Below are 22,260 nucleotides of genomic sequence, written 5' to 3' on the forward strand. Positions count from 1 at the left end.
TTTCCCGGCGGCGTCTGCCGGCGTCCGCCCAATGCACGCCTTGCCCTCTCCCTCCGGCCCCCCCACACCACGTGATGCCTGGCGCTCGACGCGGTGCCTCGATCACGAGGGTACGAGGGGTGCAATTATAATTATCTATAAATCAATTAATAACGGGATAGTGTCCAGATACTCGTACGCCGTGGTGGAATAATGTCCAGATACTCCCCGGGCTGCATTGCCGCTCTTCGGCACCCACGGGTGCGCGGTACTCGCCGCGGGCGGATCTGGGGTTGCGCGGGCCCCGCAATCCGCGTTCAGCTTTGCCTCTCGTGCTGAAACCGCTCCGCCATTTTCTGCCCTGGGACCGGCCGTTGCTGCCGCAGGCGGTGGCGTTCCTGGCGGCGGATTGGCGCGGGCCCGAGCCGCTGGATCTCGGCCGCGTGCTGGTGCTGGTGCCCACCCGACAGTCGGGCCGCCGTTTGCGCGAGGCCTTGGCGGAACGCGCCGCCAGCCGCGGTTCGGCGGTCTTCCCGCCGCGCGTCCTCACGCCGGAGGCGCTGGTGGCCTCGATCGGTGAGGAGGAGGCGCCGTCCCGCCTGGAGTCGATCGCCGCCTGGTGCGAGGTCCTCCGCGCCATCGACCTCGCCGATTTTCGCGCCGTGTTTCCGGTCGATCCGCCCAGCCGGGCCTTTGCCTGGGAAATGCGGCTTGCCGACCAGTTCACCCGGCTGCAGGACACACTGGGCGAAAACGACCTCGGGCTGGCCGACGTTGCCCAACGCATCGCCGCCGATTTTCCGGAAACCGAACGCTGGGCGCAGCTTGCCGAACTCGAACGTCGTCAGGCCGATCGCCTCCGGGCCGCCGGCCGGCATCCCCGCGCGCGGGGCGGCGTGGCGCGTGACGCCGAAGCGGCGCTCGCGGGCATCGAACGCGTCGTCCTGCTCGCGACCGTCGACCCGCTGCCCTCGGCGCTGGCGCTGCTCGAGTCCGCCGCCGCCACGGACCGGGCCGTCGAGGTCGTGGTGTATGCGCCCTCGACGCTGGCCGAGCGTTTCGACCCCTGGGGGCGTCCCGTGTCGGACGTCTGGAGCGAACAACCCCTGCTGCTGCCCGACTTCGAGGCGCGCGTGCATCTGTGTGCCGACGCCGCCGAGCAGGCGGCGCGCCTGGCCACTTGGGCGCGACAGTATCGCGAACGCGCGCCCGATCGCGGTCCTGAGGGCTGGCTCGCGCTCGGGTTCGCCGATCCCGAGGTGTTGCCCTTGCTCGAGGCGGAGGCGACGCGCGCCGGCGTGGCGGTTTTCAATCCCGAGGGCCGGCTTCGCCAGCACGGCGCGCTCTACCATCTGCTGGCCGCGCTCGCGGCCTGCCGGCGGGGCGCGGGTTTCGAGGCGGTCGAGCAGCTCGTCCGCTGCCCCGATTTCCTGGCGTACGTGGCGGCGCGCGGCGGCGAGGCGTTCTCGGGGGCGGAGTTTCTCAAGGGACTCGACGACCTGCGGCGCCGCCACCTGCCGGCGGATCTGCCTGCCGCTCGTGCCCATGCGGCGGGCGTCGTCGCCGCCGGGCTCGAGATCGTCGCCGACGTGCTGGCGCGCCTCGCGCAGGGCGCGTTCCCCGCAAACGTCGCCGGCGTCCTTGGCGACCTTTTCGGCGGCCGCAAGTTGGACTCGGCGATCACCGCCGACGCTCACCTGCAGGACGCCGCGACGGAGTGGACCGCGGTGATGCGCGCCAGCGCGGACGCAGCGCGGCGGTTTCGCCGGCTGCGGTCCGACGAGTGGTGGGAGCTCGCGCTGCGGCAGTTTGGCGAGAGCCGGCGTGCGGCGGACAAGCCCGCGGGCGCGCTGGAGCTGCAGGGCTGGCTCGAGTTGCTTTTCGAGGACGCGCCGCACCTGGTCGTGGCGGGCTGCAACGACGGCCTCGTGCCGGAATCGGTCTCCGAGGACGCGTTCCTGCCGGAGTCGCTGCGCGTGCGGCTCGGGCTCAAGACGAACGCTGCGCGGTTCGCGCGCGACGCGTACCTGCTGCAGGCGCTCGTGGCCGGCCGGGAGCGGGGCGGTCGCGTGGACCTGCTGCTGGGCAAGGTGTCGGCGTCCGGCGACCCGCTGCGTCCGTCCCGGCTGCTCCTGCGCTGTCCGGACGCCGAGCTGCCGCAGCGGATCGCGTTCCTGTTTCGTAATCCCGAGGCCGCGGAGTCGCACCGGCCGTGGCAGCGCGCGTGGCGGCTGCAGCCGCGGCGGACCGCGCCGCCGGCGACGGTGGCGGTCACGGCGCTGCGCCGCTGGCTGGTCTGCCCGTATCGGTTCTACCTGAAGTATGTGCTCCGGATGGAGGCGGTGGAGGCGGGCAAGAGCGAGATGGACGCCTTCGATTTCGGCACGCTGTGCCATGCCGCGCTGGAGGCGATGGGCCGCGATCCGGGGATGCGCGAGACGACCGACGTCGGTCGGCTGCGCGAGTTTCTGCTGGACCAGTTGACGCGCCACGCGCGGGCGAAGTTCGGCGCGGACCTGCCGCTGCCGCTGGTGATCCAGGTCGAGTCCGCGCGCCAGCGCCTCGCGCGCTTCGCGGAGGTGCAGGCGGCGGAGACCGCCGCGGGCTGGGTGATCACCGCGGTGGAGCAGCCGTTCGAGGTGGAGATCGCCGGGCTGCGCGTGCGCGGGAAGATCGACCGGATCGACCGGCACTGCGAGACCGGCGCGGTGCGGGTGCTGGACTACAAGACTTCGGATACGGCGGTCGCGCCGATGGCCGCGCACCTGCGGGCATGGCGGCGCGAGGAGGTGCGGCCGGACTGGGCGGTGGTGGACCTGGACGGGAAAGCCCGCGCGTGGGCCGACCTCCAGTTGCCGCTCTATCGCCACGCGCTCGGGCCGCAGTTCGGTTCCGACATCGGCGCGGGGTATGTGAATCTGCCGAAGGCCGTGAGCCAGACGGGCGTGGCGGTGTGGGAGGACAATTCGCCTGGTCTCCAGGCCGCCGCGGTGCGCTGCGCCGAAGGCGTGTGCGCGGCGATTCGCGCCGGCGAGTTCTGGCCGCCGAATGAGGACCTGCGGGCGGACAACGATGAGTTTGCGGCGCTGTTCCACCATGGCGTGGCGGAGAGCGTTGCGTGGGTCGGGCCGGCGCCGACGGGAGGTGTCACATGACCCCGGCGTCGGCGGAGTCGCTGCGGCACGTGATGATCCTGGCCTCGGCGGGATCCGGGAAAACCTACGCCCTGACGAACCGGTTCGTGGAGCTGCTGGCGGCGGGGGCGGCGCCCGATCGCATCGTGGCGCTGACCTTCACGCGCAAGGCGGCCGGCGAGTTCTTCGACGAGATCCTGCGCAAGCTGGCGCGCGCGGCGAGCGACCCGGCGGAGGCGCGCCGCATGGGCGGTGACATCGGTCGCGCGGGCATGACGCCGGCCGATTTTCTCCGGCTGCTGCGGCAGATGATCGACGCGATGCACCGGATGAAACTGGGCACGCTGGACAGCTTCTTTGCGCGGATCGCGCGGACCTTCCCGATGGAGCTGGGGCTCGCCGGCGAGTTCGAGATCCTGCAGGAGCACGCGGCGCGGCTGGAGCGGCAGCGCGTGCTGCGGCAGATGTTCGCACGGGCGGCGGGCACGCTGGACGCGGCGCAGAATGAGTTCATCGAGGCGTTCAAGCGTGCGACCTTCGGCGCGGAGGAGAAGCAGTTCGGGGCCCGGCTGGATGCCTTCATCGATGCGCATCAGGAAAACTACCTCGCCGCGCCGGACCGCGCGTGCTGGGGCGATCCGGCGCGCATCTGGCCGGACGGCGCGCCCTGGTTCGCCCCGGAGCTGAAGCTGGCGGACGCCATACGCGATCTGCGGGCGGCGCTCGGCGAGTTGACCGACGGGCAGCGCGGGCGCTGGGAGGGATTCTTCGCGGCGCTGGCCGAGTGGGCGCCCGGGGCGCCGCTGCCGAAGCCGCTCGAATACGTTTTCGCCAAGGCGGTCGAGGCGTGGGACGACCTCTGCGGCGGCAGTGTCACGCTGACGATCGACCGCCGAAAACTGACCCTGGCGCCGGGGGCGTGCCGCGCCCTGCATCAGATTGTCCAATACGTCATTGGCCAGGAACTGCGCCGCCGGCTCGAGACGACGCGCGGCATTTACGCGGTGCTGCGCGGCTACGAGGCGACGTACCACGCGCAGGTGCGGCGGGCGGGGCGGCTGACGTTTGCCGACGTGCAGCGCCTGCTGCAGCCGGTGACGCTCACGCGCGAGCCGGTGCCGCGGACGCTCGCGGAGCCGGCGGGCGGAGAGAGTGGTGAGGACGCGGACGCGCAGTTGGACCTGTTCGCGCCGGCGCCGGGGGAGGCGGAGGCCGAGGAGCGGCTGTTCCTGGATTACCGCCTCGATGCGGAGATCGATCACTGGCTGCTCGACGAGTTTCAGGACACGAGCTTCGGGCAATGGTCCGTCCTGCGAAACCTGATTGACGAGGTGGTGCAGGACCCCTCGGGGCGCCGCAGCTTCTTCTGCGTCGGCGACGTGAAGCAGGCGATCTACTCGTGGCGCGAGGGCGATCCCCGGCTGTTTCGGGAGATCTTCAACCACTACAACGCGGCCGCGCCGGGCGCGATTGCCGAACGGCATCTCGTGGCGTCGTGGCGCTCGGGCCCGCCGCTGATCGAGATGGTGAACACGGTCTTCGGTGCGGCGGAGACGCTCGAGGAGCTTTTCCCGGGCGAGGCGAGTCGCACGTGGAACCGGGAATGGCGCGCCCATGAATCGGCGGTGCCGCAGCGCGCCGGTCAGGCGGCGCTGCTCGTCGCGGCGGACGAGACGGAGCGGTGGGCGGCGACGCGGCGCCTGTTGGAGGAGATCCAACCCTTCGCGCGCGGGCTGACCTGCGCGATCCTCGTGCAGCGCAATGCCACCGCGGCGGCGCTGGCGGACGAGCTGCGGCGGGCCGGCATCGCGGCGCTGGCGGAGTCCGACCTGCAGATCGCGACCGACAATCCACTCGGCGCCGCGTTGCTGGCGCTGGTCCAGGCCGCCGCGCATCCGGGCGACACGCTGGCGTGGGAGCATGTCGCCATGACGCCGCTCGCGGCGGTGCTCGCGGCGCATGGACTCACGACGCGCGAGACGCTGACGCGGCATGTCCTGGCGCAGATCCAGGAGGACGGTTTCGAGCCGGCGCTGGCGTGGTGGATCGCGCAGCTCGAGCCGGGGCTGGCGGCAGACGACGGCTTTTCGCGGGCCCGCGCGCGGGAGTTGGCGGCGGCGGCGGCCGAGTTCGATGCGACCGGCAGCCGGGACATCGGCGAGTTCATCGCGTTCATGGAACGGCACACCGTGCGGCCGCCGGAGAGCGCCGCCGTGGTGCGCGTCATGACGATTCATAAATCCAAGGGCCTGGGCTTCGACGTGGTGATCCTGCCCGACCTCGAAGGCACCCGGATCGACCAGCGCCGGGACGGCCTGGCGGTGCAGAAGGCGCCCGACCGGTCTGTCGCCTGGGTGCTCGATCTCCCGCCGCGGCTCTTTTGCGAACGCGATGCGGTGCTGTCGGCCCATGTGCGCGAGGCGGAGGCGGAGGCGTGTTACGAAAGCCTTTCGCTCGTGTATGTGGCGCTGACGCGGGCGAAGCGGGCGATGTACGTCATCACCGAGACCGTGGGCAGATCGACCTCGCGCAACGTTCCGATGCTGCTGGCGAAGACGCTGGGCGCGGAGCCTGAAGCCGTGCGGGTGGGCGGCGCGACGTTCACCGGCGGGTGGAGCAGCGGTGATCCCGACTGGCACCTGGCGCTGCCCACGGCGGGCGCCGGACCGGCCGCGTCCGCGGAGGCGCAGCGCCTGCCGCAACTCGGGGACGACGCGGTGCCGGGCACGCCGCGGTTCGTGAGCCGCCGGCCATCGGGCGGTGGCGCGGGCGCGTTGCCGGCCGGTCTGCTTTTCGAACTTGAGGCGGCGGACGCACGCGAGTTTGGGACGGCGTTGCACGCCTGCCTGGCGGAGGTCGAGTGGGCGGATGCCGCCGGGGTGGGGCGATGGGCGGCGGCCTGGCAGGCGCGCGGTGAACCGGAGGAGCTGATTGCGGCGGCGACGGCGGCCTTGCGGGCGCCGGAGTTGGCGCCGGTGTGGCAGTGCCCCGACGGGCTGGCCGAACTCTGGCGCGAGCGAAGCTTCGAGATCGTGCTTGATCGGGCCTGGGTGACCGGCGTGTTCGACCGCGTGGTGGTGCGGCGCGATCGCGACGGCCGCGCGACCTCGGCGGTGGTGTACGACTTCAAGACCGACCGGGTGGGGGAGGGCGGCAGGGACGTCGCGAGCGCGGTCCGCCGTTACCGTGAGCAACTCGGACTTTACCGGCGGGTGGCGGCGGTGCTCACTGCGTTGCCGGTGGAGTGCGTGCGTTGCGAGCTCGTGTTTACGGCGGCAGGGCAACGGGTCACCGTCACAGAGTGAAAGGGGGAGCCGGCCAGCCCTCTGGGGGCCTCGCGAAAATCGGCTGGACAGGGGGAACCCGGCCCCGCAGGTTGACCGTTCGCCAACTCTCACCATGGGCAATCTGAAAAAGAAACGTCGTCTGAAGATGAACAAGCACAAGCGCCGTAAGCGCTTGAAGTCTAACCGCCACAAGAAGCGTACGTGGCAGAAGTAAGCGCGCGTTTCCGCGTGCTTCACTGCCTGTTTTCGCCACCGGTTTTCCGAACCCGCCGCGGTTGCGGCGGGTTTTGTTTTGTCCCGATCGTCACCACTGGCTGGTGACGCCTGCTTCCGCGCGTCTGGAAAACGCGTCCTGGTTTGGGAAATGCTGGGTAAAAACCCTGCGCCTGAAGAAAGCGTAAATGCCAGATTGCATAGGGGAAACCCCGACGTTTGGTCTTGTCACTCTGGCGTCGCTTTGGGAGCTTCGGCACCGATCCGCCACGGCCGTGAGCGGCCTTTTTGCCCGCGCGATCGCGTTCCCCTAAGCCCTTCACTTCCTGCATTTCGCATGATGTTTTCCCCCGCAACGAAAGGGTATTTCGTCGAGCTCAGTGAGCACGCCATCCTGTTGGCGCGCACCTCTGCTCCGGTGCCCCCTTTCACCGTTGAGGAAGTGCGGGAGTGCGAGCCCGGCGATACGGCGGCGTTGGCTGCCGCCATCGCACAGCTGCAGCCGAAGAAGACGCCGAGCGGCTATCTGCATGCGACGATCGGCGTCTATCCGTCGAAGCGCGTCGTGCGGCGGCACTCGCTGGATCTCAAACGGCTCAAGGAACCCGGCTACCTTGCGGAGGTGTGCAGCCAGCAATTTCGAATTGAGGCGGAGAAGCACAAGATTGCGGTCCTCAACTCGGCTGACGGCAGCGATTACGATCTGGCCAAGGGCACGCAGAAGGAAGTGCTCTTCTGCGGGCTGCCCACCGAGGATATCGAGACCACGCAACGCGATCTCCTCGGGCTCGGGCTCTATCCCGAGCGGCTGGAGCTCTCGACGGTTGCGGTGCTCGGCTCCGTCGTGAGTTACCTCGAGTTCACGAAGTCCAAGATGCCGACGCTCGTGTTGGAGATCGGCGGCGACACCACGCACTCCTTCATCGTCACCGCGAACGGTCTGGAGACGTCGCGGCCGATCCCGCAGGGGCTCGAGTCGATGGTGCCGATCGTGCAGAAGGAACTCGGGCTCAAGGACGAGGAGTCGGCCAAAAAATTGTTTTATTCGAATACGTTCGATTTTACCGGAATGGGTCCGCTCCTGACGAAGCGCCTGTTGAAGGAGCTGCAGTCGTCCATCGGCTTCTACGAAGTGCAGACCGGCCAGTCGGTTGGCCAGGTACTCACGACGCAACTCGCGCCGAAGCTCGGCTGGCTCGACGCCGCCTTTGCCCAGGCGCTGGGCATCACCTCTTTGAAAATTGATGCCGGCGCCTGGCTGAAGGCGCGAAACGTGACCCTGCCTGAGAACCTGGCGCGGCTCGCTCAGGAAGTGAAATGGTTCGGCTTGTTCGCCCTGATGAGCCGCTACGACTCCGTCCATGTTGCCCCTGCTGAAGAGAAAAAGTAACGCGCCGGCGGGGCCGGTTGTGCCCGCCTGGCACCCGAATTTCCGGGAATTCCAGAAGCTGCCCGACGTCAAAGTCGTGCGCACCGCCTTCTTTGTGAACGGTGCGGCGATCGCGGTGCTGCTGGCGCTGGCGCTGTATTTCGGCATTCACGAGTGGCAGTTGTACGTGCTGAACGGCCAGGTGGCGGAGGCGGAGCGCCAGATTGCCCGCGACAAGAAGCCGAGCGAGCAGGCGAAGGTCCTGTACAAGCGTTTCCAGGCTGAGGAGGCGAAGATCAACGAGCTCAACGCCTTCATGGCCGCCCGCCCGGTTCTCTCCGAGATCCTGATCCACCTCAGCGTCACCCGTCCGGAGAACATCGCGATCGACGGCTTTGAGTTCCTGCCCAACGGCGTCGGCCTGCGGCTCACCGTGCGCGGCTCGCCCGAGGCCGCTGCGGGTTATGCCACCGCCTACCTCGAGCAGTTGCGCAACGATACCGAGCTGACCGCGTTCGACCGCGCCAAGTTCGAGTTCACCAACCAGGCGCGCAACACCGCCACCGGCCGGCTCTCGGTGGAGTTCTTCCTGAAGTTCAACGCGCAGTACGCCGACAAGCGCCTATGACCTCCGAGGATCTCGTCAGCACGTTCAAGAAGCACCCGGTCACGCTGATCTGCGGCGTCCTGAGCCTGGGGCTGGCGATCGGCATCTATGTGCGCGCGGGGGACATCCCGGCGGCGAACCAGCGCTTGGACGAAAAGACCGCCGAGGCCCGGCGCTGCGCGCTCAACATCACCAACGGCGCCCAGCTCAAGGAGCAGCTCGACGCGATGATCGCGGCCAACCAGGCCGTCGAGGCGCGCCTCATCCGGGCCTCGGACCTCGGCATCAACCAGCAGTTCTTCTACAAGCTGGAGAGCGAGAGTGGCGTGAAGCTCACGGACCTCCGCCAGGGGCGTCTCGGCGCGGTCAAGGGCAGCTACGGGCCGGTGACGTTCACCGTTTCGCTCGATGGCAGCTACCCGCAGGTGCTCGCGTTCGTGCAGGCCCTTGAAAGCCGGGCGCACTACTGCCGGATTCTCACGGCCTCCCTGGTCGGCTCCCGCGCCGGCGCCGGCGTCTCGCTGTCCTTGAACCTGGAACTTCTCGGCCGCCCATGAACCGTCGCCTTTCTTCTGTCCTGGCGGTGCTGGCGGGCGCTCTGACCGTGGCGCCGGTTGCGTTCGCGGCCAAGCCGCCGGCTGACATCCCCTCGGTCGAGCAGCGTCGTGCGATCGTGCAGCGGGCCGAGAAGCTCGCCCGCGCGCTGCCGCCCGCGCCGCTGCCGCCGGAACTGGTTTCGCCTTTCAGTCCGCCCGGGTTCGACCGGCCCGAGGCGTCGGAAGTCTCCCGGCCTGACGGTCGTGCGGCCGCGGCACCTGATGCCTCCGCGGGCGCTCAGCCCGCCGCTCCCGCGTTGCCTCAGACCGACCGCGACCTCCTCGCGGCGGTGGCGGCCAAGATTCCCACCACCGGCACCATCATCATGGGCGGCCGGCCTCTCCTCATCAGTGGCACGAACCGCATCGAGGTCGGCTCCCTTTTCACCGTCGTCTACAGCGGCCAGGAGTACGAGCTCGAGCTCGTCGCGGTCGATCGGACGACGTTCACCGTGCGCTACAAGGGCGAGGAGTTCACCCGCCCGATCAAATTAGGAAAGTCCCCATGAGAACACGTCACCTCCCGTTCGCGCTGGTTGCCTTGACCGCCTGGCTCGCCGCGCCCGTGCTGCGCGCCCAGACCGCTCCGGCGGCGACCCCTCCGCCGCCCGCCCCGACGGCCGCGGTGACTGACGCCGCCCCAACGGCGACTCCCGCTCCCGCCGCCGCGACCAAGTCGAAGGACGCCGCCGGCCGGGACACGCTCTCCGTCGACTTCCCGGACGAGGATGTGCGCAACATCCTGCGTAACGTCGCGGATCTCTTTGAGCTGAACATCATCATGCCCGAGACGCTCCAGGGCAAAACCACGATCAAGCTCCGGGACGTCACGTGGCGGCAGATCTTCCAGAGCGTGCTCGACCCGGTCGGCTACACGTACGTGGAGGACGGCAACATCATCAAGATCGTCACCAAGGAGAGCCTCAACGAGGAGCCGGTGACCACGGACGTCTTCATCATCAACTACGCGCGCGCCGCCGACATCCTCCCCACCGTCAGCTCGCTCGTGGACACGACGAAGGGGAAAATCGTCGTCGATGCCCGCAGCAACAGCCTCGTCATCACCGAGCGGCCCACCCGCCTCGCGCGCATCCGCCCGATCATCGAGCAGCTCGATAAGGCGACCGATCAGGTGATGATCGAGTCCAAGTTCGTCGAGGTCACCAACACCGACATCAAGAACATCGGCGTCAATTGGTCCTCCCTCCAGAACTACTCCGTCGGCGTCGGCAACATCAGCAGCACATTCAACCGCACCCGCGGCCAGACGAGCTCCGGTGGCGTCAACAACAGCAACAACTCCACCAACAACAGCCAGAACGGCACGACCAATAGCGCCACGACGACGACGGCCAATTCCCAAACCTCCGGCTCGAACACGTCGAACACCATCAACTCGACGAATGGCGCGCTGACCTCGACCTCGATCACCGGCACCACCGGCTCGCTCTCGAACACGACCAACGTCGCCGGCAGCAACGGCACGACCAGCAGCACCGCCGTGGGCAGCACCGAGGCGTTGTCCTTCCTTAACAATGTCGCCAACTCCGGCGGCACCGCCCGCGAAATCACCGCGCTCTTCTCCGCCGACGACTTCCGCGTCGTGCTCAGCGCGCTGCAGACGCTGAACGACGTGAAGATCGTCTCCAACCCGACGATCGTCACCCTCAACAACACCGAGGCCACCATCAACGTCGGCGACTCGCAGCCGATCCCGAACTACGCCTTCAACCAGCAGACCGGCTCGTTCGAGGTGAACGGGTTCACCTACAAGGACATTGGCATCATCCTGCGCGTCACCCCGCAGGTGAACGCCCGCGGCTTCATCAAGCTCACGCTCACGCCCGAGGTCAGCCAGCAGAACGGCACCCGCAAATTCGGCGACGCCGAGCTGCCGATCATCGCCACCCGCAAGGCCGTCACCCAGGTGTCATTGAAAGACGGCTACACCATGGGCATCGGCGGCCTGCTCAGCACCCAGACGACCAAGGGCTCCACCAAGGTGCCGGTGCTCGGTTCGATCCCCGTGATGGGCCGGCTCTTCCGCTCCGATACGAAGAACGAGTCCTTCACCAATCTCATCATCTTCATCACCGCCAAGACGGTCGCCGCCGACGGCGCCCCCGTGGAACAGGTCTTTGAGTCCGGCCGCGTCCGGCAGCTCGGCCTGCGCCGCGAGGATATGCCCGGCTACCGCGACGGCTCGTCGCCGTACGTCGAGCCGCCCGCGCCCAAAGCCAAGTCCAAGTAAAACTTCGGGACCCTCCCCGTGAACATGCCTTCCCTTCTTCGCGGTTCCATCGGAACCCTGTTGTGGCCGCTGGCTCGGGCGGCCGCGCTCAGCCTCGCCTTCGCCTCCCTGCTGCCCGCGCAGCAGGAGCCGATCATTGGCGTCGAGATCAACACGATCCGCGTGGCCTCCGGCAGCGGTGCGATCATCGGCGCCTCTGTGACCAGCGGTGGTGCGGGCTACACGACCGCTCCTGCCGTCACCGTCACCGGCGGCACCGGCACGGGTGCGGTGATCACCGCCAACCTGACCGGCGGCGTGGTGACCTCGCTCACCGTCGACAATCCAGGCAGTGGGTACACGAGTCCGACGATCACCATCGCTCCGCCCTCGGCGACGACGGCCACGGCCACGGCGACGACAGCGGCTGGCGCGGTGACCAGCATTACGGTTACGAGCGGCGGCGCCGGCTACACGAGCGCGCCCACGGTGACGATCGGCGGGCCAGGGACCGGCGCGGCAGCCACGGCGACCATCGTCGACGGCAAGGTCACGGCAATCACCGTTACCGCCGGTGGCACGGGCTACACCTCGGCGACGGTCACGATTTCCGCTCCTCCGACCGGCACCCCGGCGACCGGCACCGTCACGGCGGGCACGATTTTCACCACGCCGTTCCAGAACGAGTCCTACGGGCCCTACGGTACGCGCATCCTCATCACCGCGCTCGCCCACGGCACCAATCCCGCCGACGGCTATTCGTACGAGTTCTATGTCAACGGCGTCGCGCTCGCGCAGCCGTTCCCGAACCCAGTCGCGTCCGGCGTCCCGGCGACCGTCAGTTGGGCTCCGCCTCAACCCGGCGCCTATCAGCTCACCGTCAAGGCGAGCGATGGCGGCCACACCGTCACGTCGCTGGCCGTCCGGTATTTTGCCACCGGCACCGCCATCATCGGCCCGGTCGACAACACCGTCGTGCCGAATGGCTCCTCCGTGGTGATCCAGGCCACCGCGGTGCCGGCGCCGGTCGGGTCCACGGCGTTCGTCCAGAGGATGGAGTTCCTGATCGATGGCACGCTCCGCGGCACCGATTACACCTACCCGTACTCCTTCATCTACAAGCCCGAGACCACGCCGACGGCTCACACGATCGAGGCGCGCGCCTACGACAACAACGGGGTCCTGGTTTCCGCCGTCGGCAGCGCCACGCGCTCGCTGCGCATGGTGACTCCGGTCGGCACTCCCCCCACCGTCACCTTCGTCAATCCGCTGAACAATGCGAAGGTCAGCGCCGGCTCGACGATCAACCTCATCGTCGACGCCGTCTCCACCAGCGGGTTCGTCCGCAACGTGGACTTCTACGTCAACGGCGTCCTCCACGGCTCGTCCCAGTCGTTCCCGTTCTCCACCACCTGGAGCTCCAGCACGCCGGGCAAGTACGAGTTCGTGGCCATCGCGTCCGACGACAAGAGCAACGCGGTCGCCTCCGCGCCGATCACCATCAACGTCGCGGGCGGATTCCCGACGGTGTCCATCGCGACGCCCGAGCCGACCGGTGCCACCGTGATCCAGGGCACGACCCTCTCGGTGCGCGTGAACGCCGCCGGTCCGGACGGCGGCATCTCGTCCCTGAGCTCCATCGAGCTTCTCGTCGACGGCACGGTGAGCGATGCGCTGCCGAAGAATCCGCAGAACGTCACGCCGCCGCCGCCGCTCAGCGAACCTTTCGATTTCACCTGGCGCAGCAGCGTCGCGCTCGGCGCGCACACGCTCGCGGCCCGCGTCACTTCCACCTCCGGCCTCATCGTCAGTTCGGTCGAGGTGCCGATCACCGTCATCGCGAACCAACTGCCCTCGATCGACATCAAGGCGCCGGCCAGCGGTGCCTCCGGTCCGGTCGGCACCGCCGTGACGCTGATCGCCAATCCGAGCGACCCCGATGGCGCCGTTGCTTCCGTCGACTTCTACATCAATGGCTCGCTGATCGGTGACTCGGTGACGACGTCGCCGTACCAGACGACGTGGACGCCGACCGCCGCCGGCTCCTACACGATCACCGCGAAGGTGACCGACAATGCCGGTGCGAGCGTGATGTCGGACGACGTCGAATTCATCGCGGATCCAGAGTCCACCGGCGGCGCCACCGGCACCAACATCGTGTACCGCGGCGTGTACAGCTCCACGAGCGAGCAGGGGAGCTTCGTCTTCGCGATCAACAAGGCGGGCCGGGGCACGTTTGTCGGGTCCTCCACCAACCCGGTTGGCCGACTCTACTACTGGAACGATTTCGCGGTGAGCAATGACGGCAGCTTCAGCGTCGTCGACGCCAATAAGAATGTGCTGGTGTCCGGCCAGACGAGCGCCACGGGCGTGTCGGGAACCTTTGGCGACCGCACGTTCATCGGGCCGATCACGCTTGGGACGTACGCGCCTTTGTTCTACACGAGCACGCTGAGCGGCGGCACCGGCGGCACGGTTGTCGCCATGTTCGGCGCCGACGGCTCCATTTCGTTCTACGCCAACTCGGGTTCGCAAAGTGACGCGGCCAGCGGCAACATCCAGGCCTCCGGCGCCTTCACGATGACGTCGCCCAACGGGACCACGTTCACCGGCACGGTCGTCACCGCCTCGGGCGTCATCAGCGGCACCGTCAGCGGCAAGATCAGCGGCAGCTTCTTCCTCAGCCCGATCGCCAGCCGCCTCGTCAACATCTCCACCCGCACCACCATCGGCGGGGGCGAGAACGTCCTCATCGCGGGATTCACCGTGCGCGGCACCGGCAAGAAGCCGCTGTTGATCCGCGGGGTCGGACCGACGCTCGTCAATCTCGGTGTCACCGGCGTGATCGCCAATCCCGCGCTCGCGGTCTACTCGAGCGCCAGCGCCGTGGTGGCCAGCAACGACAACTGGAGTGGCGCCGACGTGGCTGCGAAGGCGAAGCAGCTCGGCGCGTTCGACCTGCCCACGGGCAGCGCCGACGCCGCGCTGCTGTTCACCGCCGATTCCGAGTCGACCTACACGACGATCATCTCCGGCAGCAACGGCACCTCGGGCAATGGCATGGTCGAGATCTACGACTGCGAGGCGGTGGGCACCGGGAGCTCGCGGCTTACGAATATCTCGTCGCGCGGTTATCTCCCCGCCGGCGACACCATGTTTGCCGGCTTTGTCATCAGCGGCGACGTCCGCAAAAAGCTCCTCATTCGCGCGGTGGGTCCGACGCTTTCTAAACTGGGCATCGCCAACCCGCTGCCGAATCCGAAGCTGTCGGTAATGTACGGCCAGACCGTGATCGCGAGTAACGACAACTGGAGCACGAGCGTTACGCCGACGACCAAGGCGCTGGTCTATCCGTTTGAACTCATGGCCGGCTCGAAGGACGCCGCCATCGTCGTGCAGCTCAATCCGGGCCTCTACACCGTGCTCGTCAGCGACGCCGATCGCGCCGCCGGCGTGGTGCTCGTCGAGATCTGGGATGCCGACTAATTAACCGCGTTATCCCGCCGCCGGATCCGCTTCGGCGGCGTGGATTTGGAGTTTGCGGCGCCCCTCGCGCGCTCTACTTGTTTCCGCCTGATGAGCAGCGCCCGACCCGAGTCCGCGAGCACCCAGCCTGTCGCCCCGGCCCCCGCCTCCGGCGGACCTGCCAAGGCCCATGCCTTCGCGCCGGTTTTCGGGCTCCTTGGCCCGCAGATGGCGGCCTTGGACAAGTTTCTGGCCGCCCAGCTTCCGGCGTTCGAGCCGGAGATCCAGGCGATGGTCGAGTACTGCATCGACACTTCCGGCAAACGCATCCGACCTGCGCTCGTCTTCCTCAGCGGCTGGCAGGGGCAGGGGGAGGTCTCGGATGACCTCGTCCGCGTCGCCGCCGTGGTGGAAATGGTCCACCTCGCGACGCTCGTGCACGACGACATCATGGACGACGCCGAGGTGAGGCGGAACCGGCGCACCGCGAGCCGGGAGTACGGCCCCACGCCGGCGGTGCTGCTCGGTGACGCGCTTTTCGCGCACGCACTGCATCTCACCACGCTTTTCCCGACGACCGACATCTGCGGCGCCGTGGCCAACTCGATGCGCCGGGTCTGCGCCGGCGAAATTGTTCAGACGCTCCGCCGGGGTTCGACCAATCTCAGCCGGGCCGACTACTACCGCATCGTGGACCTGAAGACGGCCGAGCTTTTCCGGGTCTCCTGCTTCCTGGGCTCACGCCTGGGTGGCTTTCCCGAAGGCTTCGCCGAGGCCGCCGGAAAGTTCGGACGCCACCTCGGCATCGCGTATCAGATCTACGATGACCTCGTGGACTTCTTCGGCAGCGAAGCCCGGATCGGCAAGACCCTCGGCACGGACCTCGCCAGCGGCAAGCTGACGCTCCCGCTCTTTGTCCTGATGGAGCGCCTGCCCGCCGCCGAGGCCCAGCAGCTCACGCTCGAAATCACCGGCAAACATGCGCCGCAGCTCGAACTGCGCCTCGCGCAGATGCAGCAGTACGGCGTGTTCGCCGCGGTCGCCGGCGAGGTTGAGGCTGAGATCGCGGCTGCCGCCAAAGCGTTGGAACCCTGGACGGGTGTGAGCCCCACATCGCTCTTGCTCGAGCTTTGCTCCGTTCTGCGGACCCAGGTTGCCGCCCTTGCGCCAAAAGGGCAGTAACCTGTTTGTAACCAACATGCTAATGTTGACGTCCCCGAAAGTGCTGACTCGCGGGAACGACCTACCTGACGCAAATTACGTTTGCCGCTACTCTCGCGGCTGATTCCTTTCGCCCCATGGATGCGACCAAAGCCCTCGGCAAGACGCTTGTAGCGTCACCCGAGCGTCGCCAGGAGGCTGATGCCGACCTGGAGGTGGTTCGTCGCGTCCAGGCCGGAGACGTCGCCGCCTTCGACCAGCTCATCCGGAAGTATCGCGAGCGGCTTTACGGGGTCGTGTACAACCTCACGTCCAATCGCGAGGATGCGGCAGATCTTACGCAAGATGCTTTTATCAAGGCATTTCAGTCGATCCAGCGCTTCAGCGGTCAGTCCTCATTCTTCACCTGGCTGTACCGGATTGCGGTCAATTCGACGATCAGCCACCTGCGCAAGAGCCGCCTGCGGTCGTTCTTCAGCCTCGAGACCGTGCATTCCGACGAACCCGTCGCCCGCGATATCATTGACGCGCTTACGGATAAATCGGGCGGGGACCGGGACACGTATGTGCGTGAGCTTCAGGAAAAATTGAACGCCGCGATGCAGAAACTGTCTATCAAGCATCGTACTGTGGTTACTCTCTTCGAAATCGACGGCCTGAGCCACCAGGAGATTGCAGATGTCATGGACTGTTCCGTGGGCACCGTGCGTTCGCGATTGCACTACGCGAAGCAACTTCTGCAGGCCGAACTTCAGCCCTATTTGCGCCGATGATGGATCCGAAAAGCAGGCAGTCGGTTTCGCTGGAGGATCTGATCCGGTTCAAGCGCGCAGAGCGGCCTTCGCCCGAGTTCTGGGCGCAGTTCGATCGCGAGCTCCGCGAGAAGCAGTTGGCGGCCTTGGTGCAGAAACAGCCGTGGTGGCGTGCGCTGCCTGCCCGCTTCGGAGGCTTCGCCCGTTTTCATCTTCCGCTCGGTGCCACCGCCGTCCTCGCCGTCACGCTCATTTCGATTCGCGACTACGAGCCCATTTCTCCCTCCGCCGGCCCCGTGGTGCCGACGCTGCAGGCCAGCCGTCATGGCGGCATCGTCATCAGTGACGCACGCGCGGAGACTGCCACCGTTGCAGCCAGCGAACAGGACGAGGCGCCCGATGCGGGCAACGACGGCGATCGCGCCACGGTTGCCGCGACGCGCAACACCCCCGCTTCGCACAGCACCTCCGGACTGACCAATATGGTGGCGCTGCTTTCCAGCGTGCCGGCGGAGTCGGGCCTTGTTGGCCTTCGTCCGTCCACGCGCTCGATTGAGGAGAACCGCATGGTGGCCGAGGCCCTGCTGGGCACGCGCACCGTGGGCTTCGAGGCCCGCGCGCTGCCGACCCGGACCGCGCCCCAGGAGCCGCTCGAGCAGTTGGCCAATCCTTCCGAGACTCGCCGCAGCCGTTTCGCCGTGGCGTTCGCCAATGCCAACGCGACCGTGGACCCCGCGCCCACCGCCCGCGTGGCGCGACGCCTCTCCGACGAGCAGCTGTACGACTCGATCCATCGCTTCGGCGCCCGCGGCAACAGCGTCTCGATCAAATTCTGATCGTCGCTGTCTTCCGCGTCTGACTTTCCGGCCCCGCCCTTTCGGCGGGGTTTTTTGCTTTCGCCCCGCCCGCCGCTAGCCTCCGGCATGCGTGCAGAACGTGATTCCATGGGCGAGCTGCCCGTCCCCGACGAGGCGCTCTACGGCGCCTCCACCCAGCGTGCCGTTCTCAACTTTCCCATCAGCGGCCACCCGCTGCCCGACGGCTTCCTCCGGGGCCTCGGCCTCGTGAAACTCGCCGCCGCGCGCGCCAACGAGGAACTGGGCCTGCTTCCGCCGGAAAAGAGCCGGCTCATCCAGCAGGCGGCCCGCGAGATCGCCGACGGCCGGCTCAGCGCCCACTTCCCGCTCGATGTATTCCAGACCGGCTCCGGCACCTCGACCAACATGAACGCCAACGAGGTGATCGCCAACCGCGCAAGCCAGCTCGCCGGCCAGCCCCTCGGCTCGAAGCGCCCCATTCACCCCAACGACGACGTCAACCTCGGCCAGTCCTCCAACGACGTCATCCCCACCGTCCTGCATGTCAGTGTCGCCGTCGCGCTCCACCTTCGGCTCGCCCCGGCGCTCGACACGCTCGCCGCCGCGCTTGAGGAACGCAGCCGCGCCTTCGCCGGCATCGTCAAGATTGGGCGCACGCACCTGATGGACGCCACCCCGCTCACGCTGGGGCAGGAATTCTCCGGCTACGCGGCCCAGGCCCGCAAGGCCGCCGCCCGCGCGCGCCGCGCCACGGAGACGCTTGCCGAGCTCGCCCTCGGCGGCACCGCTGTCGGTACCGGCCTCAACTGCCACCCCGAGTTCTCCGCCCGCGTCTGCCGTATCCTGAATGCCGAGACGGGGCTCGCGTTTCGCGAGGCCGCCAACCACTTCGAGGCGCAGGGCGGCCGCGACGACTGCGTCGAGGTCGCCGGTGCGCTCGCCGCCATTGCCACCGCGCTCGCCAAGATCGCCAACGATATCCGCCTCCTCGGTTCCGGTCCGCGCGCCGGCCTCGCCGAACTCCGCCTGCCCGCCACCCAGCCCGGCTCCTCCATCATGCCGGGCAAGGTCAACCCGGTCATGTGCGAGATGCTCGTCCAGGTCGGTCTCTACGTGCACGGGCTCACCCAGACGGCCGCGCTCTGCGGCCGCGACGGCCACCTCGAGCTCAACGTCACCCTGCCGCTGCTCGCCCACTGCCTCCACGAGTCGATCCACTGCCTCGCCAACGGCGCCAATGTCTTCGCCGCCCGCTGCGTCGCGGGACTCGAGGCCGATCCCGCCCGCTGCCGCGAGCTCGTCGACCGCTCTCTGATGCTGGTCACCGCGCTGAATCCCTTCATTGGGTACGACCAGGCTGCCGCCGTTGCCAAGGAGGCCTTCGCCACGGGCCGCACCCTGCGCGAGGTCGTCCTCGCCCGGAGGCTCATGGCCGCCGAGGACCTCGACCGCGCGCTCGACCCCGCCGCCATGACCCGGCCCTACGCGGGCCGCCCCGGCTCCGAGTGACGCTCCTGCCGGCCCCGAGCCACCACCCACCGCATGGGGCAGTCGCGCTTTCCGCCGCCCGCCACGTGCCGTCGATCGCCCGCCGCTGCGCCCGCGTCATCGTGCAAATCCCCGTTGCGCGAACGGGCGGCGTGCACACGTTGCGCGCCATGTCCCTTCATCAAGTTACCCTTACGGTTCGGACCAATGGCAAAGGCACCCACGAGATCACGCCGCTGATCGCGCACGAGGTGCAGAGCAGCGGGATCAAGCACGGGCTCGTCTCCGTGTTCTGCCGCCACACCAGCGCCTCGCTGGTGCTGATGGAGAACGCCGACCCGAGCGCGCGGCGTGACCTCGAGGCCTGGCTCGACCGCCATGTGCCCGAGAACGACCCGCACTTCGAGCACACGGTCGAGGGGCCCGACGACATGCCGAGCCACATCAAGATGGCGCTCACCCGCACCAGCGAAACGATCCCGATCGCCGACGGCCGGCTCATGCTCGGCACCTGGCAGGGCATCTTCTTCTGGGAACACCGCCGCGACACCCACGCGCGCAACGTGGTCGTGACCGTGATGGGCGAGTAAACAAAAAGCCCGAGGCGCTCGGCGCGTCGGGCTCGCAGATTCAGTCAGGCGTCAGGCGCTCAGTGCTTGTCCGGCAGGCACGCGCCGCAGCCGTTCACGAAGAAGTCGTTGCCCTTGTTGTCCACGAGGATGAACGCCGGGAAGTCCTGCACCTCGATCTTCCAGATGGCTTCCATCCCGAGCTCGGGGTACTCGAGCACTTCGACCTTCTTGATGTTCTCCTTGGCCAGGATCGCCGCCGGGCCGCCGATGCTGCCGAGGTAGAACCCGCCGTGCTTCTTGCAGGCGTTGGTGACCTGGGCGCTGCGGTTGCCCTTCGCGACCATGATCATCGAGCCGCCCTGCGACTGGAACAGGTCGACGTAGCTGTCCATACGCCCGGCCGTGGTCGGGCCAAACGAACCCGAGGCGTAGCCCTTCGGGGTCTTCGCCGGGCCGGCGTAGTACACGGGGTGATCCTTGAGGTACTGCGGCAGGCCCTGGCCGGCATCGATGCGCTCCTTGAGCTTCGCATGCGCGATGTCACGGGCGACGATCAACGGGCCGTTCAGCGAAACGCGGGTCGTCACCGGCAGCTTCGCGAGTTCGGCGAGGATGTCCTTCATCGGCCGGTTGAGGTCGATGCGGACGCTCTTGTCGTCCTTCCAGGTCCGGAGCGCCGCGGGGATGAACCGGCCGGGGTTACGCTCGAGCTTTTCGAGGAAGATGCCGTCCTTCGTGATCTTGCCCTTGATGTTGCGGTCCGCGCTGCAGGACACGCCCATCGCCACCGGGCAGCTGGCGCCGTGGCGGGGGAGGCGGATGACGCGCACGTCGACCGCGAAGTACTTGCCGCCGAACTGGGCGCCGATGCCGCTGGCGCGCGCGATGCCGAGGACTTTCTCCTCCATCGCGAGGTCGCGGAACGCCCGGCCGTGCTCGTTGCCGGTCGTGGGCAGTGCGTCGAGGTACTTGGCCGACGCCATCTTCAGGGTCTTCATGCAGGCCTCGGCGCTGGTGCCGCCGACGACGAACACGAGATGGTACGGCGGGCAGGCGGAGGTGCCGAGCAGCGGCAGCTTGTCCTGCACGAACTTCTCGAAGCTCTTCGGATTCAGGAGCGCCTTCGTCTCCTGGAACAGGAACATCTTGTTGGCCGAGCCGCCGCCCTTCGCGACGAAGAGGAACTCGTACTTCGAGCCTTCGGTCGCGAAGAGGTCGATCTGCGCCGGCAGGTTGGTGCCGGTGTTTACCTCTTTCCACATGTCCAGCGCGGCCGTCTGCGAGTAGCGCAGGTTCTCCTTCGTGTAGCACTCGTACACGCCCTTCGAGATCGCCTCGGCGTCGTTCGCGCCGGTCCAGACCTGCTGGCCTTTCTTGCCGATGATCGAAGCCGTGCCCGTGTCCTGACAGAAGGGCAGCACGCCCTGGGCGGAGACCTCGGCGTTGCGCAGCATCGTCAGGGCGACGTAGCGATCATTCTCGCTCGCCTCGGGGTCATCGAGAATCGCGGCCACCTGCTTCAGGTGCTTCTCGCGCAGGAAGAACGAAGCATCGTGAAACGCCTGCTCCGCGAGGTAGGTGAGCGCGCTCGGCTCAACCTTCAGGATCTCGCGGCCCTCGAAGGTCGTCGTGCTGACGCCCTCCTTCGAAAGCAGACGGTATTCGGTTTCATCAGCCCCGAGCGGGAGCGGGTCTTGATAGAAAAAAGCAGGCGTTGCCATGGGGGTCAGAGGTTGGAGGGTTTTCGAGTCGAGTAAAGAGACTGGAATGGCGGTTTACCCCCGTTTGTAGTTCGAGCCGGGGGGCGCATTAGCGGGGCACGAGTTCCAGGTTGGAACGTTGTAGGTTGGAAGGTTTTTGCCCCGGAAGCTTTTGCCTCTCCGGAAGTTCCAAACCTACAACGGGGAACCCTCTTCGATCTGATATCTCCCGCGAGGCAGCCGTGTGCCGATCGCCGGACGCCCTCACGTGGGAGGCGCCTGTCTGGCTGAATTTTTACCCGCAAAACACCGCTCCCGCGACGGGCCCGCGGGCCTATTCCGGGGCTTCTTCGAGCGCCTGCTCCACCGCCCGGCGGCGGCGGAGATAGTAGATCGTCATGCCGCCTTGGTACAGGACGGTCACGACGCCGATCGTCCACCACGTGATGCGGTAGGTCAGCATGAGGAACTCGTCGACTTTGTAGCCGAGCGACACGATCTGCGCCTTCTTCTCCTCGCTGAGCGCCGCCTGCAGCAGCGTCAGGTCCACGTTGCCCATGCGGAACACGCAGTACGCCAGGATCGAGCCCATCAGGAACAGTTGGCTGCCCACCAGCCAGCGCATGCCCCGGGTGTCGCCGTGCTGCAGCAGCATCACGCCGTGCAGCTCGATCGCGCCCGAGCCTGCGATCAACAGCCCGACGATCGCGCCCACGCGGTCTCCCCCCGACGCCGAAATCAGCGCGAACAGGCCGGCCACAAAGAGCACGCCCATCCCGTCAAAGCGGGCGACGCGCTGCACGCGCACGAACGCTTCTATCGGCAACAAGGGAGGGACGCGGCTCATTCGAAGCGCGCGAGTGTTGGCGTCCATGGCCACTGTGCAAGC

16 protein-coding genes are annotated in these 22,260 nt (G+C 67.6%); 14 read left to right on the forward strand and 2 right to left on the reverse strand.

What is annotated here, in order from left to right; genetic code table 11:
* Positions 1 to 311 precede the first annotated feature (311 nt).
* From DB354_RS17880 to DB354_RS17945, 14 genes are all read left to right on the forward strand, one after another.
* A complete protein-coding gene (locus tag DB354_RS17880) occupies positions 312 to 3,134 on the forward strand; it encodes a PD-(D/E)XK nuclease family protein (RefSeq protein ID WP_107836988.1) in 2,823 nt (940 codons plus the stop codon).
* Positions 3,131 to 6,418 carry a UvrD-helicase domain-containing protein gene (locus tag DB354_RS17885; protein WP_107836989.1) on the forward strand — a complete coding sequence of 1,096 codons (3,288 nt, stop codon included), beginning with the start codon at positions 3,131 to 3,133 and terminating at the stop codon, positions 6,416 to 6,418. The genes DB354_RS17880 and DB354_RS17885 overlap by 4 nt, the downstream gene beginning before the upstream one ends.
* 94 nt (positions 6,419 to 6,512) lie before the next feature.
* Entirely contained in the window at positions 6,513 to 6,614 is a 102-nt protein-coding gene (locus DB354_RS17890; protein WP_107836990.1) for an AURKAIP1/COX24 domain-containing protein, read from the forward strand.
* Positions 6,615 to 6,950: 336 nt separating this feature from the next.
* Positions 6,951 to 8,003, forward strand: coding sequence for a hypothetical protein (locus tag DB354_RS17895; protein WP_107836991.1), 1,053 nt, complete (start codon positions 6,951 to 6,953; stop codon positions 8,001 to 8,003).
* On the forward strand, positions 7,975 to 8,610 hold the full coding sequence (locus DB354_RS17900; protein ID WP_146180314.1) for a hypothetical protein: 636 nt from the start codon (positions 7,975 to 7,977) through the stop codon (positions 8,608 to 8,610). Before DB354_RS17895 ends, DB354_RS17900 begins: the two co-directional genes overlap by 29 nt.
* On the forward strand, positions 8,607 to 9,146 hold the full coding sequence (locus DB354_RS17905; RefSeq protein ID WP_107836993.1) for a hypothetical protein: 540 nt from the start codon (positions 8,607 to 8,609) through the stop codon (positions 9,144 to 9,146). Before DB354_RS17900 ends, DB354_RS17905 begins: the two co-directional genes overlap by 4 nt.
* Complete coding sequence (locus DB354_RS17910; protein ID WP_107836994.1) at positions 9,143 to 9,694, forward strand: hypothetical protein; 552 nt, start codon at positions 9,143 to 9,145, stop codon at positions 9,692 to 9,694. Before DB354_RS17905 ends, DB354_RS17910 begins: the two co-directional genes overlap by 4 nt.
* Entirely contained in the window at positions 9,691 to 11,436 is a 1,746-nt protein-coding gene (locus DB354_RS17915; RefSeq protein WP_107836995.1) for a secretin N-terminal domain-containing protein, read from the forward strand. Before DB354_RS17910 ends, DB354_RS17915 begins: the two co-directional genes overlap by 4 nt.
* A 24-nt stretch (positions 11,437 to 11,460) precedes the next feature.
* Positions 11,461 to 14,901, forward strand: a complete 3,441-nt coding sequence (locus tag DB354_RS17920; RefSeq protein WP_146180315.1) for an Ig-like domain-containing protein — start codon at positions 11,461 to 11,463, stop codon at positions 14,899 to 14,901.
* Positions 14,902 to 14,991: 90 nt separating this feature from the next.
* Positions 14,992 to 16,062, forward strand: a complete 1,071-nt coding sequence (locus DB354_RS17925) for a polyprenyl synthetase family protein (RefSeq protein WP_107836997.1) — start codon at positions 14,992 to 14,994, stop codon at positions 16,060 to 16,062.
* A 116-nt stretch (positions 16,063 to 16,178) separates the two neighbouring features.
* The gene (locus DB354_RS17930; protein WP_107836998.1) at positions 16,179 to 16,814 is read left to right on the forward strand and encodes a sigma-70 family RNA polymerase sigma factor; all 636 of its coding nucleotides are present in this window, start codon (positions 16,179 to 16,181) and stop codon (positions 16,812 to 16,814) included.
* A complete protein-coding gene (locus DB354_RS17935) occupies positions 16,811 to 17,629 on the forward strand; it encodes a hypothetical protein (RefSeq protein WP_146180316.1) in 819 nt (272 codons plus the stop codon). The genes DB354_RS17930 and DB354_RS17935 overlap by 4 nt, the downstream gene beginning before the upstream one ends.
* Before the next feature lie 87 nt (positions 17,630 to 17,716).
* Complete coding sequence (locus DB354_RS17940; RefSeq protein WP_107837000.1) at positions 17,717 to 19,120, forward strand: class II fumarate hydratase; 1,404 nt, start codon at positions 17,717 to 17,719, stop codon at positions 19,118 to 19,120.
* 149 nt (positions 19,121 to 19,269) lie between these two features.
* Complete coding sequence (locus tag DB354_RS17945; protein ID WP_107837102.1) at positions 19,270 to 19,689, forward strand: secondary thiamine-phosphate synthase enzyme YjbQ; 420 nt, start codon at positions 19,270 to 19,272, stop codon at positions 19,687 to 19,689.
* A gap of 59 nt (positions 19,690 to 19,748) precedes the next feature.
* Here DB354_RS17945 and DB354_RS17950 read toward each other — a convergent pair whose 3' ends face one another.
* Together DB354_RS17950 and DB354_RS17955 are read right to left on the reverse strand one after the other, a co-directional pair.
* Positions 19,749 to 21,392, reverse strand: a complete 1,644-nt coding sequence (locus tag DB354_RS17950) for a fumarate hydratase (protein WP_107837001.1) — start codon at positions 21,390 to 21,392, stop codon at positions 19,749 to 19,751.
* A gap of 313 nt (positions 21,393 to 21,705) precedes the next feature.
* On the reverse strand, positions 21,706 to 22,218 hold the full coding sequence (locus tag DB354_RS17955) for a hypothetical protein (protein ID WP_146180317.1): 513 nt from the start codon (positions 22,216 to 22,218) through the stop codon (positions 21,706 to 21,708).
* Positions 22,219 to 22,260: the final 42 nt, after the last annotated feature.

The organism is Opitutus sp. ER46 (assembly GCF_003054705.1).
In the GTDB taxonomy this organism is placed as follows: domain Bacteria; phylum Verrucomicrobiota; class Verrucomicrobiia; order Opitutales; family Opitutaceae; genus ER46.